The organism is Paenibacillus sp. HJGM_3, from assembly GCF_045062745.1.
In the GTDB taxonomy this organism is placed as follows: domain Bacteria; phylum Bacillota; class Bacilli; order Paenibacillales; family NBRC-103111; genus Paenibacillus_AA.
In genome coordinates this window covers 344940-360019 of the sequence record NZ_JBJGED010000003.1, presented here as the reverse complement: position 1 = coordinate 360019, position 15080 = coordinate 344940, and the positions used below count along the sequence as shown (strand labels likewise).

The 15080-nt window shown below is 49.5% G+C and carries 10 protein-coding genes; 1 reads left to right on the top strand and 9 read right to left on the bottom strand.

Annotation, left to right across the window (positions count from 1 at the left end; translation table 11 throughout):
• The first annotated feature begins 205 nt into the window (after nucleotides 1-205).
• The gene (locus ACI5FR_RS05575) at nucleotides 206-2872 is read left to right on the top strand and encodes an alpha-galactosidase (RefSeq protein ID WP_405451425.1); all 2667 of its coding nucleotides are present in this window, start codon (nucleotides 206-208) and stop codon (nucleotides 2870-2872) included.
• 159 nt (nucleotides 2873-3031) lie between these two features.
• Here the strand turns inward: ACI5FR_RS05575 and ACI5FR_RS05570 are convergent, their stop codons facing one another.
• The 9 genes from ACI5FR_RS05570 to ACI5FR_RS05530 all read right to left on the bottom strand — a co-directional run bounded on the left by ACI5FR_RS05570 (nucleotide 3032) and on the right by ACI5FR_RS05530 (nucleotide 15076).
• The gene (locus tag ACI5FR_RS05570; RefSeq protein WP_405451422.1) at nucleotides 3032-3211 is read right to left on the bottom strand and encodes a hypothetical protein; all 180 of its coding nucleotides are present in this window, start codon (nucleotides 3209-3211) and stop codon (nucleotides 3032-3034) included.
• Nucleotides 3212-3219: 8 nt separating this feature from the next.
• Entirely contained in the window at nucleotides 3220-4665 is a 1446-nt protein-coding gene (locus ACI5FR_RS05565) for a glycoside hydrolase family protein (protein ID WP_405451421.1), read from the bottom strand.
• 55 nt (nucleotides 4666-4720) lie between these two features.
• Nucleotides 4721-6790, bottom strand: a complete 2070-nt coding sequence (locus tag ACI5FR_RS05560) for a NosD domain-containing protein (protein ID WP_405451418.1) — start codon at nucleotides 6788-6790, stop codon at nucleotides 4721-4723.
• A gap of 33 nt (nucleotides 6791-6823) precedes the next feature.
• On the bottom strand, nucleotides 6824-7837 hold the full coding sequence (locus tag ACI5FR_RS05555) for a Gfo/Idh/MocA family protein (protein WP_405451415.1): 1014 nt from the start codon (nucleotides 7835-7837) through the stop codon (nucleotides 6824-6826).
• 48 nt (nucleotides 7838-7885) lie between these two features.
• On the bottom strand, nucleotides 7886-9457 hold the full coding sequence (locus ACI5FR_RS05550) for an extracellular solute-binding protein (RefSeq protein ID WP_405451412.1): 1572 nt from the start codon (nucleotides 9455-9457) through the stop codon (nucleotides 7886-7888).
• Nucleotides 9458-9500: 43 nt separating this feature from the next.
• The gene (locus ACI5FR_RS05545; RefSeq protein ID WP_405451410.1) at nucleotides 9501-10841 is read right to left on the bottom strand and encodes an extracellular solute-binding protein; all 1341 of its coding nucleotides are present in this window, start codon (nucleotides 10839-10841) and stop codon (nucleotides 9501-9503) included.
• A gap of 206 nt (nucleotides 10842-11047) precedes the next feature.
• Entirely contained in the window at nucleotides 11048-13096 is a 2049-nt protein-coding gene (locus ACI5FR_RS05540) for a helix-turn-helix transcriptional regulator (RefSeq protein WP_405451407.1), read from the bottom strand.
• A gap of 133 nt (nucleotides 13097-13229) precedes the next feature.
• Nucleotides 13230-14099, bottom strand: a complete 870-nt coding sequence (locus tag ACI5FR_RS05535) for a carbohydrate ABC transporter permease (protein ID WP_405451405.1) — start codon at nucleotides 14097-14099, stop codon at nucleotides 13230-13232.
• Nucleotides 14093-15076, bottom strand: a complete 984-nt coding sequence (locus ACI5FR_RS05530) for an ABC transporter permease (protein ID WP_405451402.1) — start codon at nucleotides 15074-15076, stop codon at nucleotides 14093-14095. Before ACI5FR_RS05530 ends, ACI5FR_RS05535 begins: the two co-directional genes overlap by 7 nt.
• Nucleotides 15077-15080 lie beyond the last annotated feature (4 nt).

The window sequence follows — 15080 nt, the reverse complement described above, 5'->3', positions numbered from 1 at the left end:
CCGGCTTCCTGACGAACTGGTTTTAAGCCTCCATTGCGATTGTTTAATAGAAAGACGGTACAGCCCGCAGACGTACCGTTTTTTCTTTGTCACCTATTGTTCAAACAATAAACCTTTTGATATAATATATATTATATATAATATAAAATACATTCCCGGAATGTGCCTGTATTGTTATCGATATTAAACATACGCGGAGGTAACTATGTTGTATCCCGGCTATGCAGAAAACAAAGATGTCGAACCGCTGAGTCTCCCCCATTTTCCAACCGTTCAGCAAACGGTGGTATGGCGCAATTGGGAGCTTGTTCCGCTGGACAGATTGGCCAAGATTCTCAGAACGACGGAAGAAAATGTGCTTACGCTTGCGCGGGATATGGGTCTACGCGTTCCTCCCCGAATCGACGAACAATGGCTGATCCGCGGGTATATTACGATCATACGCACCAATTGGCATATTCTGCCTTACAATCAGCTGCTGGAGCTGCTCGGTTGGAGTCCAGACATGCTTGCTTATGCGCTCAAAGAGGACGATTTTCTTTGGGTCAAATTGGGCAATGTAAAGCCTGCGGTCGAGCCGGTCGTTTACATACCGCTTACACGGGAAGAGGAGCTTCGTACCCGGGAAATACGCGAAACGATCGATGCCCATTTTCCGATTAGCCGGGACGAAAGTCCGGTCAAGCCTTTTGATTTCTTGAATAACTTTACATGCAATAACGAATCCGCTGAGCCGTGGGCCGTTTCGGCAAATCCCGACGAAGTGCTGTTGAGCCATGAATGGACGATCGTCTATCCCGAAGGACGGGAAAGAGTCGAAACATTTGCGCGCCGCTTTGTTGCCGAACATGAAGCGGTATGGGGAATCCGGTTATCCGCTTCGCCCATTCTCGACTCCGACGCCCAAGACGGTGAAAACACAGCCGTTCAACGCGGAATCGGCGAGGTCCCTCAGCGGATCCTCTCTCTTTCTATTAAGCCCGATTCCGCTTTATTGTCCGAAAGCCATCGTATCCGGGTGAGCGCAGAACGCATCGATATCCAAGCCGTCGACGAAGTCGGGCTACTAAGAGGCTTGAACTGGCTGCAAAAAAAGATGGAAGAACGCAACGCGCCTTATCTCGAGCCTAAATCAACCGTGCGCAACACCCGCTTCGATCTGCGTTATGTGTATTCCTACTTCGCCGTATACGGAGATCCTCTTTTGGACGCCGACATCGACCCTTATCCGGAAGAGATGCTGTCGCAGCTTTCCAAGCTGGGCATTAACGGCGTTTGGCTGCAAGCCCTACTTTATAAGCTGGTTCCTTTCGAACGCGCGCCGGAGTTATCCGTCGATTGGGAGAAGCGCATTGAAGGCTTAAAGAGACTCGTCGACCGCGCGGCGGACTACGGAATCGGCATCTACTTATACTATAACGAGCCGCGGGCAATGCCTTTGTCATTCTTCGAGAAAGTCCCGGACTGGAAAGGACATGCCGCTCTTGAGGATGCATCGCTTTGCACAACGCATCCGGAAGTGCAAGACTATCTCAGAACGGGTACGGCGCGGCTGTTCACGGAAGTTCCGAAGCTCGCCGGCCTCTTCACGATCACCATGTCAGAAAATTTGACGAATTGCTTTTCCCGGGCCGGCGGCGGAAACACGAATTGTCCGCGCTGCGCAAGCCGATCGCCACATGAGGTCGCATCGGAGGTCAACCGGATCATTGCCGAGGCTGCGCATAGCGTGGCGCCCAACGCCAGAATCTTATGCTGGACTTGGGGATGGACGCAATGGCTCGGATGGAGCCCCGAAACGATAGATGAAGCTATCGATTTGCTGCCCGATCGCGTAAGTGTGATGAGCAACAGCGAGGAAGGCCTTATTACGAATATCGGCGGCGTCGAAGGGCATGTGGTCGACTACTCCATTTCGCAAGTGGGCCCCAGCGAGAAATCATTGCGCATTTGGAGCAAGGCAAGGCAAAGAGGGTTGTCCGCCGTAGCCAAGGTGCAGTTCAATATCACCTGGGAATGCGCATCCGTTCCTTACTTGCCTACTATGGATCTGCTGGAGCGGCATTTAAACAACTTGCAAAAGTCGGGCGTAAGTGGACTGATGCTCAGCTGGACACTCGGCGGCTACCCTTCCTTGAATTTGGAGTTCGCTTCCCAGTATTACTGGGACACGGAACAATCGAGCGTCAAGGGGCCCGAGCTTGTCGCCGGCAACGTATTCGGCGCAGAAGCAGGCGCCGTCGTCAGGGAAGCTTGGAGCGCATTCAGCTACGCATTCGGGCAGTTTCCTTTCCACATTGGCGTTGCCTACACCGCGCCGCAAAATATAGGTCCGGCCAATTTGCTGTACGACAAGCCGACAGGCAGGGCGGCCACCATGGTCGGCATACCCTACGACGATCTGAAGAGCTGGCGATCCATCTATCCGGAGGAAATATTCGAGGTACAATTTCAAAAGGTTGCCGACGGCTGGAAACGGGGTATCAGCATTCTTCAGGAAGCGGAACCGCTCATCGACTGCTCGGACAGCAGGAAGAAGGCCGCATTCTTCGATTTGCTGCATGTGGCAAAGGCGGCTTACTGCCATTTTAAAACTTCGCATTTGCAAACGAAATTTATAAGACTAAGGGATAAGCTGGATACCACCGCAGACGAACCGCAATTCCAAGCCATCAAAGCTCAACTTTACGTCATTATCGAAGAGGAGATCGAACTGGCCAAAGAGTTGTACGATATCGTCCGGAACGATTCCCGTATCGGCTTCGAGGCGAGCAATCACTACTTCTATACGGCCCAGGATCTCATGGAAAAAGTAATCAACTGCATGCATGTGCGTCAAAGGCTCGAGGAACGCAAATTGCCGTTAGGTTAGAAGCAAACAACCGTTCGACGATTACCGCTTACTTCTCCCCCTGGTTTTGATTATGTCGTGGACAATGAATGTATCCTGATGCAGAACGGTTGTTGAACGAATCAAGGAGCAGTTTGCCGCAGCAACTGCTCCTTGATTTATTCTGTAAACCATAGGTTTTTAAAGTACAGGGGTAAACATAATGTCCGTCACCGCCGCCCTAACCGCTTCAGCCATGAGCCCTCCGTTCTGTTCCTTCGGAAAATGCCAGCCCTGCCGCCGCTCGGGGTTCAGCCGACGCGGCTTGCGCATCGTTACAGAAACGACCCGCCCGAGCTCGCCCTGCTCGAATCTTTTCAACGAAGCAATCAAGCAAATCTTATCGAATATAAATCCGCGTCGCGCATCCGCGCGGTCAATACTACTTCTTTGTCTGCAAATTGGGCAAGCTCACCATGATCAAAGGTTATCACGCGGTCAATGGAATCACCGAAAATCTCGCAGCTTTCAAGTGTTTCTCCCGTGGACGACTGCAAAGTAAAGTAAATATAACCCCGTGCCGATGTCGAAAAGTTAATCCTCATCTCACCGCTTGTAAAAGTAAACGGCTTGGTGGTTATTACTTTTTCGGTATACCCGGCGTGGAGCGAAACGAACCCATCGCAGCGTATGGTATATCGCCACAATTGTGCCGGCACACCCATCCAATGATTGTCAAAACTGTATAACGACAACTCGTGCGGTTCGCCTTCTACAAGGGGAGGCGTTTCGATAAGCCCGCGTGCCGGGAAGCAGTCGCCGTAAACCCAATTCGAACCGTTTTCCATACCGGGGCGCATAAAAGCCTCATCATACCGCGTAAAATTTAACCCGTCGCGGGAAACCATAAATACGCAGTCTGTAACCGCAAGCCCGTATCGCTTGTGATTCTTCGAGGGCGCCATGCGTTCAAGACGTTTTTCTTTTCCGCAAAGCTGCTCAAAATTGCCGCTCCATTCGGGGCGTTCCACATATCTCGACGGAAAACCTATATACATATGCGGTGCGCGGACATACGGCGAAACACAGTTTGTATAAAGCGGATAATCCTCCGAGTCTCCAAAACGAATCGGTTCGGGATCGCTCCATGTTTTGCCGTCTTCCGACCAAAAGTAACGTATATCGCGTATCCCGGCGTTCCAGTCGTCGCCTATGATATTGTGGAACCCGCGTATATATCCGCGATAGATCCCCGCAAGCTCATCCCAGAAAACAACGTTGAGAGAATCCATATATCCTTTTGTAGTGATAATATCACCCATTGTAAAGTGAAGTCCGTCGGGGCTTGTGAACATTCGCAGCTCAATTCGCTGCCCAAACTGCGGATTATTATATTTTCCAACGCCTTTATATCTCTCGGACGCAGGAACGGCCGGGTTATCATCGCGGAAGACCATAAAGTTATCAAAATTATTCGTATTTTTGTCTAAAATAATATTGTTCTCACGCGAGCCTTCCCATTCGCAGATTCCGAGCGCAGGCTTTGTCCACGTCATTCCGTCGCGGCTTTCGGCATAACAAACACGAATACCATTCGTCGTGTGATCCTTTTTGTCGGGGCTAAACATTTGCCAGGCCAGATAGTACATCCTGTATATCCCGTTGTCATGTAAAATATTGTGGTAATTGCAACCATCGCCCTCCCACGGTGCATCATGGTTTATTGCGATTTCGCGGCGAGTCGGTTCATGCAAGCGGAATTCTGCTGTCGTTTTGGCATTGTCAATCAAATAGTCGTCGAAAAAGCATTCGCGTTTGGATGAAAGGTTTATCATGTTTACTCCTTTATTTTCCTATATTTTTAATTTTACTAAATTGGGACAGCGCCATTTATGCCCATGTAGTTCCATTCCAGTATTTTAATGCATTTGAAATCACCGCTACTTGTCCAATTCTGGATTTAAAAGATGGCGCTGTCGTCCAAAAATTTCGACTGCCATTTACGGTATCATCACCAGCAGTCGAATTTGCACCTTGATAAATATAAGAAGTTCCGGCAGCTTCAACAATGTTGTCGAAAGATGAAAATTGTGCGTTATTGTCCGATACGATGTACCACTGCCATCCGCCGGACACTTTCGACTTAATGGTGTTCCCTTTAATCATGCCCCCCGTAATGGCGGCTCCTAAAATATGAAACACATAGCCGCTCCCAACGACATCCCGAATAACCGTATTACCCTGAACTACCGCATCAGATGAACTTCCGCTAATCCTAAATACGCTCCCAGAATTACCCGTCAAGTTTGTGAGCGTGTTACCCGATATATCGGCAGCATACGAATCGATACAAGCGATAGCCCCGCCTGGCGGATTAGAGCAACCATCCAATCGATTACCTTTTATCGTTGCATGATTGGACCTGTATAATTGTATGAAATAAGCGCTAACGTCTTGAATGGTATTACCAACGATGTTCGCATAATTGGCCCTATCCGTGTGAATACCTTGTGCGACTTTGTAAATATTGTTTGCTGATAGAACTACATGTTGAGCGTCATTTAAACTAATCCCTGTTGTACTATACGTGCCATTAAACATTCCGTGTATGATATTGCCGACAACTGAAATTTTACTATCAAGACTTTCAATACCTAGCGGCGGGTATGTATCAAGGGTGATCCCACCAACTTGATTCCCGATACAAATATTTGATGATACGACACTATTTAAAGTATTTACAGAACAAACAATCCCCCAACCACCCTGATTTGCAGAATCCTTTTTGTTGCCATAGGACAAATTACCAATAATGCGTGCTTTCTTAGTTGTATTGCTTACTACAATTCCGCTACGCTTAGCATCATGTGACGTGACGCCGCTAATAGAAACATCTTCGCCATTTAAGATTTGAATATTATCATACAATGATGCATTCTTATACTCTCCGCCGGTAATGGAAACTTTCGCAAGTGGTGTAATGGCATATAATCCAATCATACCGCTATCAACTTCAATGTTTTCACAGATTAGTTTTTTCTTAGCTCGGGTAACAATGTTGATTGAAACAGAAGGTTTAAATTTAGCGCCCTTTAAAATTAATGAATCACCTGAATGTTTAATAGAGCAATGAGATTCTGACGTAATGGTTCCACCTGCATTATTATCCTTGTTTTGATCAATCTCAATGTCACCATCAATCATTAAATTATAAGCAGTGTTTAAGAGAGTTGTGTTTGACCCTGCGAATAATTTAATGCCGCCAGAACCGATAAGTTTAATATCACCAATCGCGGTCAAGCCTGATGTGCTAATATACAAGCCGCATAAGTGGATAGGTAATTTTAATGTTGCAGAAACATCAAATAATGCTTGGAGTTTTGTGTATTCATTGGTACCATCGCCTTTTAAACCCGCAAGAGTTGCTAATAGTTGATCATAATAACCAACAAGCACCCAGCCATTTAATGTGTAGAATCCGTCATTTACATTCGATTTATTAGCATCGTAAATAAACATAGCGCCAGTGGCTTTCATTCTGATCGTTCTGGTTTGAAAATGACTATCCAGAGCTAACATTTCAGAAATAGATTCAATCGTATAGACGGATGATTCATTAATCTCTTGCTGTGTTTTTCCGCTACTATCGAGAATAGCACTTGCTGGATGTGCTTCAGCCATATCACGACCTGCCAGCTCGTTATGGGTTATAAGCTCAAGCTTCGCCGCTATTCCTGGGGGAATTTTGCCCTTGTCGTTAGACCCTTCGTATACGGTACCGGTAACCGATGAACCCTCTTTCCCGTAAACCGTTGACGATCCCCCGAGTATGCTGCCCGCGGCCAAGGCCACACCGGCCATACCGAAAGACGTTAGTAGCTTTCTGCGGCTTATATGGCTGCCGGACTCCTCCGGCCGTTCCTGCTCCTGCTCCAAACCTTTCCCCGCATGCTGCTCCATCTTTTATTCACCTCATCCATGTCGATTTTTCGGTCAAATATTGGTCTTTACCGATTGGACGGCTCCGCCATTTCGATGCGACCGGATCAAGGCATCGGCTGCATATACTGAACAGAGGCCGTCTTCGAGCGTACAGACCGGCACGGCGCCGTTTTGCGCGATATCGACGAGATGCTCCACTGCCAGCTGAATAAGGCTATCGCGCGCCAGCAGATTGGTCTCCTCGCGCTTCAGCGTCAGGTGTGTGCCTTGAACCGACGTGTGCTTCGCAACCGTATAAAAGCGGATGTCATCACCCGTCCGTTGCAGCTCGATTTTGCCTTTGGCGAAGTACAAGTCCATCTCGAACATAAGAAAATGGCGGTCGTCAAACGCCTCCGCATACCCGGGGACGCCATTGTCCAGCGAAAATAAGAAAGAAAACGTCGGGTCTCCTTTGCCATCCATGTTCGTCGCGACTTGCCTGACGACTTGGACTTGAGCGATCGGACCCGCTGCAAACCGTATCAGATCAAACATATGGGAACCGTTGTTGCCGATCCCTCGCGTATACCGCACATGGATGTTGGTCAGCTTGCCGAGCTCCCCGGACATGACCACTTGACGAATTTGACGAACGCCTTCGCTCCATCTTCGCGAAAAATTGACGACAACGGTTCTCCTATGGCGCTCGACGAGCTCGGCGATTGCCTCCGCCTCCAGAACGGTCGTCGCAACCGGCTTTTCCAGAAAGAGGACGCGCGCTTGCGAACGGGACAATACCGTCCGCAGCAGCTCCAGACGCACATGCTCTGGCGTGCAAATGCTTATCACATCGAGCTGCTGCTCGCTGAGCATCGCCTCCAAGTCCGTGTAAAACTTTGTTTCCGGCGCGATAAGGGCGAGCTGCTCGCCCTGCTCCCGGCGTACGCCTACGGCTGCCGAAAATTCAATATGCGGGTTTAACCGGTAAGCCAACGAATGGCTTAATGGCACATCTTTTCGCGGTATATCCGCCCTCAATCCGATATAGCCCAGCCCGATAACAGCAGCACGGTATTTACTCATCGCGATCCCTTACCTCGCCATTCCTGTAAGATGGTCCAGACAGTTCGGTTACCGGGATACCTTCGGGCTCACGGACGCGGCATACTGCTTGTTGCGATCGTCGATCATTTGCGAGCCTCCCATTTCGAGCCAACGCGCCATGATGCCATCCCAGCTGTCGACGCGTATTTCGCCGTTTAACACCCGCACCTTCTGCTCGTTAAGATAATCGTTCAAAGCACCAAGCTTCGGATACGACTGCCATTTGGTCGTATCGTAATACACGCCATAATCGATCGGTTCGAATCGCGGCAGCCGGTTTACCTGCTCCCGCTTCAAATTGTACTCTGCGAATGTCCATGTGTTAACCGGCCATACCGGCTTGCCCGGCCAGTTAATAAACACCGTTTTGTATTTGGCGTAATAATGCGCTTTGGCCAAATTCGTTTTGTCCTCGGAGATAAATTCGACCATCCCGTCCGGAGTCGCCGTGTAGTTGTCGCCTTCGATACCGAACGAGGTCAGCATGTTCCCTTCGTAAGTTGCCTGGTAGTCAAAAAACTTCATAACCGTTTCGGGACTGGCATTCTTTTTGTAAATGACCCAGACCGAGTAAGCGATCGGCGAGACAGGCAAACGATTGAGGCCTTGTTCGCCCTCAAGCACAACCGGAACATAGTTGTAGTCCGGCACGGATTTCCTCAGCACCTCGCCGGCGTTTACTATCGTTCCCGAAAACGTGGCGGCAACCGCCCCTGCCCGGTTATCGGCAATCAACTCCTGTTGTTTGTCTGCAGCCGACAACAGTAAATCCGACCACAAATATCCTTTCTCGTTCCAACTGGCGAGCTTGGCAAGAAACGGCTTATAGGCAGGATGAAGCTCAGGCGGCTTCAACTTCCCGTCGGCGTCCTGCCACCAGGCATAGCCCTGCGGTAGAAAGCTCGAGCCGAGAACGCCCTCCAGCATATTAAACGTGCCGCCCGATGAAACGGTAAGCGGTACTGTGTCCATCTTGCCGTTACCGTCGGGATCTTGCTCCTTGAACGCTTTCAACACTTGCTCAAATTCGTCTATCGTTCGCGGGAGCGGCAACTGCAGCTTGGCGAGCCAGTCAGCGCGGATTTGCAGCGCGCTGAGCGTATGCAGACCGTTCTCGATCGGAATACCGAGAATATTTCCTTCATACGTCGCCAGCTTGAACGCTTCGGGTACGACGTTTTTCTTGAGATGGGTCCCGTACCGGTCAAGCAGGTCGTTGAGTGGCAAAAGGAGTCCTTCGTTAAACGCCTGTACCGCCTCGGTTATCGATAATTCGGCGAAGTCCAGCTGCTCGCCGGAGGACAGCATGGCCGCCCGCTTCGACCGGCACGGCCCGCCTGATCCCCCATCCGAGAAGACGATGCGCACATCAGCGCCCGTTTGCTCCAATATTCGATCATGCACCCGCTTCTCCTCAGCCGTTTGACGGTCAAAGGAGGGGCTGCAATTCAGCCCGACGATGCGAATTCCGCTCGATATTGGTTGGTCGTCGTTCGGACCTGATTGCTCCGGAGCAGCCGAATCGCAAGAAGCCGATGCGAGGAGAACGATCAGGAGCATGGGGGCAAGCATCGTTTTGATCCCTCTGTATGAACGCATCGATTCAAGCCCTCCTTATACTCCTAAGCCGTCCTGCGGCAGTTTACTTCGCTTTCAGCTCCTGCAGCTTTTTCACAGCGCTCTCTTCCGACAACCGCAATGCGGTATTCAAGTCGATCTCGCCTATCATAACCTTATTCATATTCGCAACATACAGCGAGGCGATCGGTATTTCATTGACGCTTTTATACGGAACTTCCGCCAGTTTGTTGTAGAAGTAGGCGTTCCAGTTTTTATCCTTCACCTTCGTACCCTGACCGAATTCTTTCTTGACATCCAAGTTTTTCACCACCGGCATAAAGCCTTTTCTGGCAACTTCGGTCTGGAATTCGTCCGATAGGAGATACTTCAGCATTTCCATTGCCGCATCCGCGGTTTTTTTGTCTTTGGCCATCCGGGTAATACCGAAATATTGCGTATACGGCTGTCCACCCACATTCGGCAAATCCTGGAACGACGGAAGCGACACCCAGTCCCAGTTGAATTTGTTTAATTGATCCTCGCGGCTATTGGCTACGAAAGCGGTCATCCCGCCAATCATCGCGACTTCCTGATCTTTGAAAAAGCCGTCGATGGCATTGTGTTTCTTCAAATACTCCTGAATGCCTGATACCTCGGCAGGGGCGATCAGCAGCGTCTGGTAAAATTTCTTCCAGCGTTCGTCCCGGTTGATCGTAGGCGTCTGTGTCTTCTCGTCAACGAGTGGAATGGACAGCGGATTCATGGACAGCATGTAATTCGTAAACGGCAAGTATCCGGCATACGTTTTATCGCCCTCGGTCCGGGTCAGCTTGCGCGACATATCGAGGATTTCTGCCCAACTGACGCCGTTTTTCGGATAGGGGACGCCGAATTTATCGAAAATGTCTTTGTTGTACATGATGCCGAGCGTATCGGCAACGACAGGAAGCGCATACATGCCGTAGCTCGAATTCCGAATGCCGCTGATGTTCGACGGGTCAATCCGGTTCAGATCGACCTGGTGCTGCTTGATCAGATCGGACATGTCCAACTGCAAATCGTAGGAGATGACCTCGTTTTCGAAATAACCGACATTGGCGAAATAAACATCGTAATGGGTATTGGAGGCGAGCATGCCGGGAACATCCATCCCTTTGCCCGTGTTCTGGATGTACTTGATCGTGTCGTTGGGAAATTTCTTTCTCAGGCTGTTGCCGAACCGATTATCGAAATCGGCCGGCGTCATCCCGTTCTGCGAGTAAAATACAACTTCGGCGGGCTCCCTCGGTTTTTCTTCCAACTTCGCTTTATCATCCTTGTCTTGGCCACCGGTGGTTGGTTTATCGCCGCCGGTCGTGACCGTACTCCCCCCGCTGCAGCCTGCCAGCATCAAAGCAACGGCCAGCAGCAACAACGGAATCATTGTAAAACGTCTCTTCACGTTCATCGGACCATGTCCCCTTATTCCTTCCTCATATTGATCCCGGCCCCGGACGCCGGAACAATTTCAACCTACCCCAGCTTCGGCGATCTTTTCAATCACAATATATTAAAACCGTTGCAACGAGCGGCTTCCAGTCCCAAGTTCAACGAGTTGAATATTGTGATACAAACGAGCGGAATGATCGTTCAGCTATCGGCGAGTTGCGGCTTTTTCTCCATGTTCCGCGTAAACAACAGCTCTCTGTACTCGGAAGCAGTGATGCCGGTGTACATTTTGAATACTTTGGCAAAATAACTGTTGCTATTGAAGCCAGAGCGTGTGCCGATGTCGGCGATTTTCGTCCGGGAGTCGGCTAGCAGCCGCTTCGCTTCCTCGATACGGAATTCGTTCAAATATTCGATCGGAGTCCGGTTGTACCTTTTTTTGCATACGGTAATCAAATGCTGCTTCGATAGGCCCAAGTGTTCAGCCATCTCATCCAGCGAGAAGTTTTCCGTGTAATGCGCGACTATATAGTCATGGATTCTGTCTGCATAATCTTTCGTTTCCTCGGCATAATCGCGGAAGCTATGAAACTTCGCAAACAGGAATTGCTTCACCGCAGTGACGTTCATAATCCCTCTGTCCGTAATAAGCTGATTCAATTCATTTAAAAACGTTGAGCTATGCTGGCCGAACATGCGAAGCAGCAGCGTAACCGTCTGATAAAAATTAAGATTATATTCCACGACAGTCAGTTGCCCGGAAAATAGAGCGTTCAGCGCCTCCGTAAAGCTCCGTTCGTTTTGCTGCCGGATCGCCAGCTCCAGTTCCTCAATAGCGGCCGTTTTCATCGGAACCTCATAGTCCATCGGCAGCTTGTTAAAACAATAGACCGGACTGTCCGCCGTATAAATACGGCCGATGTTGTAGGCGTACAACGCTTCGATATAAGACTTATGAATGTCTTCCAATGAATGAATGCCGCCGATGCTGATGACGACCGAATCCAGCTCGGCAGGTTCTAGCGCAAGCAAAAGCTCGGTCATAAACCGGTTCATATCTTCATGCTCGAGCTGGAACAGGATGAATTCATCTCCGTTTGGTTCCTTGAAAGGCTCCAATCGGAACGATGACGACGCAGCCATGCGCTGCTGAATGTGCTGAATCTGGGAAGCTGCCGTGTTCTCGGTTTTCTTTCCTTCTTGCGGATGCTTTAGGGTGATGATCGCTACAACGAGATAGGGCGACATCTCAGGCCATCGTCGGACGAGGTCCGGACTGACCGGAGTTTCCCCGCGAATGAAACGGCCAAGCAGGGATCTTCTTTGCTGCTCTTCACTTTCCGTCATTCTAGCGACAACGCTGCGGAAGGGCTTATACAGCTCGCGTGCCCCAAACACGATAAATACCGACATGACACCGATTACGGTGAACAATGCCGACAGCAATTTATTTTTGAGGGCTCTTGCCTCTTTGTACAACAGCTGAGTATTCACTTCGCGGACTAAAGCCCAGTCAAACGCTTCCAGCTTGATCCGGTCGACTTGCATATTGGAATTTCCCGTTTGCTCCGGCAGCACTGTACCGATCCATGTTTTGTCACGGTGATACATAACTGTGCCTTTCGCATCGGTCAAATAGTAGTTGTACATCTGGGCGTTGCCATTCAGCTCGCTTAGAAAGGACATATACATTTTATCCAAATCTACATTAAAGATGATATAGTTCGGTTCCTTTTGTAGCCCGGGAAGCTTATGCACGATGGATGCCATCTGTTTGCCTGGCTTCGAATATCCTGCCTTAATCTCGTACTGGTACAAAGGGATTTGCGGCGTTTGCGAGGCAATCCACGGAATGGCGCTCCGCTCGGGATTACGCTCGATTCCGTAATTGGAAATCAGAAGCGACCGCTCGGCGCCGTTATACAGCATATATTCGGTGACGAAAGGACTAACAAACAAAAGTTTGTTCAGCTCAAGCCACGCCTTCCAGTGCTCCGTCGTCGTCTGCAAGTTGGTGAAGCGGGCATCGCCGGCGGTCGTGCTGGCGAAATCTATAATCTGCTGCAGCATCCGTTCCATCAGTGTCCCGGTGCGGGCCAGCTCGGTTCCGTTTTTGGCGTCGACCAGACGGATCGTTTGCTTCATAAATAGATTCGTGTTGTAAGCGCTTGATAATAAAGCCGGAACGAGCGACACAACGATCAGCACGATTGCCACCCGGGACAAATAGGAGCGGGTATCACGTTTCAACGCCGATTCCCCCTTCATGAACAAAAAAGGAGCCCAAGCAAAGCCGCTCCTTCCCATTCATCATACTGCGCCTGAGCTGATTTATCGACAACTCGGGACCGATATACGGCTTGACGATTCGAATCATCCGGTATTATCCTTTTACGGATCCTACAATCATACCTTTCACAAAATAGCGCTGTATAAACGGATACACGAGCAGGATCGGCACGGTTGTAATCATAATCATCGCGGCGCGGACGCTATCCTTGGAAAGCACGGCGAGCAGCCCCAGCGATTCGGATACCCCGCTCATGTTCGGATCGAAGGAGAGCAGCATGGACTTCAGCAACAATTGCAGCGGCCATTTGCTCTGATCGGACAAGTAAATCGAAGCCGAGAACCAACTGTTCCAATAACCGACCGCATAGAACAAACCGATGGTAGCAATCGCCGGCATCGACATCGGCAATGCGATTCTAGCGAATACGATCACATCATTCGCCCCGTCGATGCGTGCGGATTCTTCTACTTCCTGCGGGATTTCCATAAAGAAGTTGCGCAATAAAAAGGCATACCAAACATTGAGAAAAGACGGAATCATAACGGCCCATAATGAATTTTTCAAACCGAGAGCGGTGACAAGGAGGTAGGAAGGAATCAGCCCTCCTCCAAAAAACATGGACGCCAGTAAAACCACTGTGACCACGGTACGATAAGGCAAGTATTTCTTGGACAAGGCATAGGCCAGCGTTCCCGTAAAGAGCAAACAAAAGAACGTGCCGAAAAAAGTAATGAACAAGCTGTTGCCGAAGGCGCGATACACTCTGGAGCTGCCTGACAGCAAGTAAACATAAGAGTCAAACACGATATGCTGCGGAAAAAATGTAATTCCGCTTCGCATGATGTCCTCATTGGACATGAGCGATTGGCTGATTACGAACAGGAAAGGGGCGATGATCGAACAGCATACCACGATGAGAAAGGCCGCATTCACATAATCGAACAACTTGAGCTTTACCATATGCCCTCCCTCCCTAAGCGTTTCACCATGTAGTTCGTACCGAGCAGGAAGATGAGCCCAACGACGTTTTTGAACACGCCTACCGCTTGCGCATAAGAGTATCTTGAATTTTCCAAACCTTCCCGGTATACATACGTATCGATAATATCTCCTACGGAGTATACATTAGGGGAGTACAGGAGAAGCACTTGTTCAAACCCGGCATTCAAGATGCCGCCGACCGCGAATATGAATAGAATGGAGATGATGTTGGCCATCCCCGGCAAGCTGATATGAATCATTTGTTGAAACCGGTTGGCGCCATCTATTTTTGCGGACTCGTATTGGGCCGGATCGATTCCCGCCAAGGCGGCCAAATAAATGATGCTCCCCCAACCGAGTCCCGCCCAAATATCGCTGGAAACGAGAATGCTGCGAAAAAAATTCGGGTCGGAGACCAAATTGTTCTGGGATCCGCCGAACTCCGCAACCATCTTGCCGATCAAGCCGCTTGTAGGGGACAACAACGATAGAATCAGAGCGGAAATAATCGCCCAAGATAGGAAATGCGGCAAATAACTGATCGTTTGAACGGTTTTTTTGAACCTGGCGTTTCTTAGTTCGTTCAACAGAAGCGCAAACACGATCGGCGCCGGAAAACCGAAGATGATCTTATAGGCGCTGATCAGCAAAGTATTGCTAAGGATGCGCACGAAATAGTAGGAATCGAAAAAATGGACGAAATTCTCCATCCCCACCCATCTGGCATCGATAAACATGGATTCGATACCGCGAAACGGGCTGAAATTCTGGAAGGCAATCACAATGCCATACATAGGGACATAATGGAATAACAGCACATGCAGCAATCCGGGAAGCAGCAATATATACAGGAACTTGAACTTCCACAGGTTGCGGAAAAAGCCCGTTTTCTTCGTTCCCAGCAGATTTTGCGTTCGACTACCTTTGCTTAATGGAGACACAGGGATCGATTTCAAAACG

Coding starts and splice junctions, on each gene's coding strand:
- ACI5FR_RS05575 (WP_405451425.1), top strand. CDS start 206: ATGTTGTATCCCGGCTATGCAGAAAACAAAGATGTCGAACCGCTGAGT.
- ACI5FR_RS05565 (WP_405451421.1), bottom strand. CDS start 4,665: ATGATAAACCTTTCATCCAAACGCGAATGCTTTTTCGACGACTATTTG.
- ACI5FR_RS05560 (WP_405451418.1), bottom strand. CDS start 6,790: ATGGAGCAGCATGCGGGGAAAGGTTTGGAGCAGGAGCAGGAACGGCCG.
- ACI5FR_RS05555 (WP_405451415.1), bottom strand. CDS start 7,837: ATGAGTAAATACCGTGCTGCTGTTATCGGGCTGGGCTATATCGGATTG.
- ACI5FR_RS05550 (WP_405451412.1), bottom strand. CDS start 9,457: ATGCGTTCATACAGAGGGATCAAAACGATGCTTGCCCCCATGCTCCTG.
- ACI5FR_RS05545 (WP_405451410.1), bottom strand. CDS start 10,841: ATGATTCCGTTGTTGCTGCTGGCCGTTGCTTTGATGCTGGCAGGCTGC.
- ACI5FR_RS05535 (WP_405451405.1), bottom strand. CDS start 14,099: ATGGTAAAGCTCAAGTTGTTCGATTATGTGAATGCGGCCTTTCTCATC.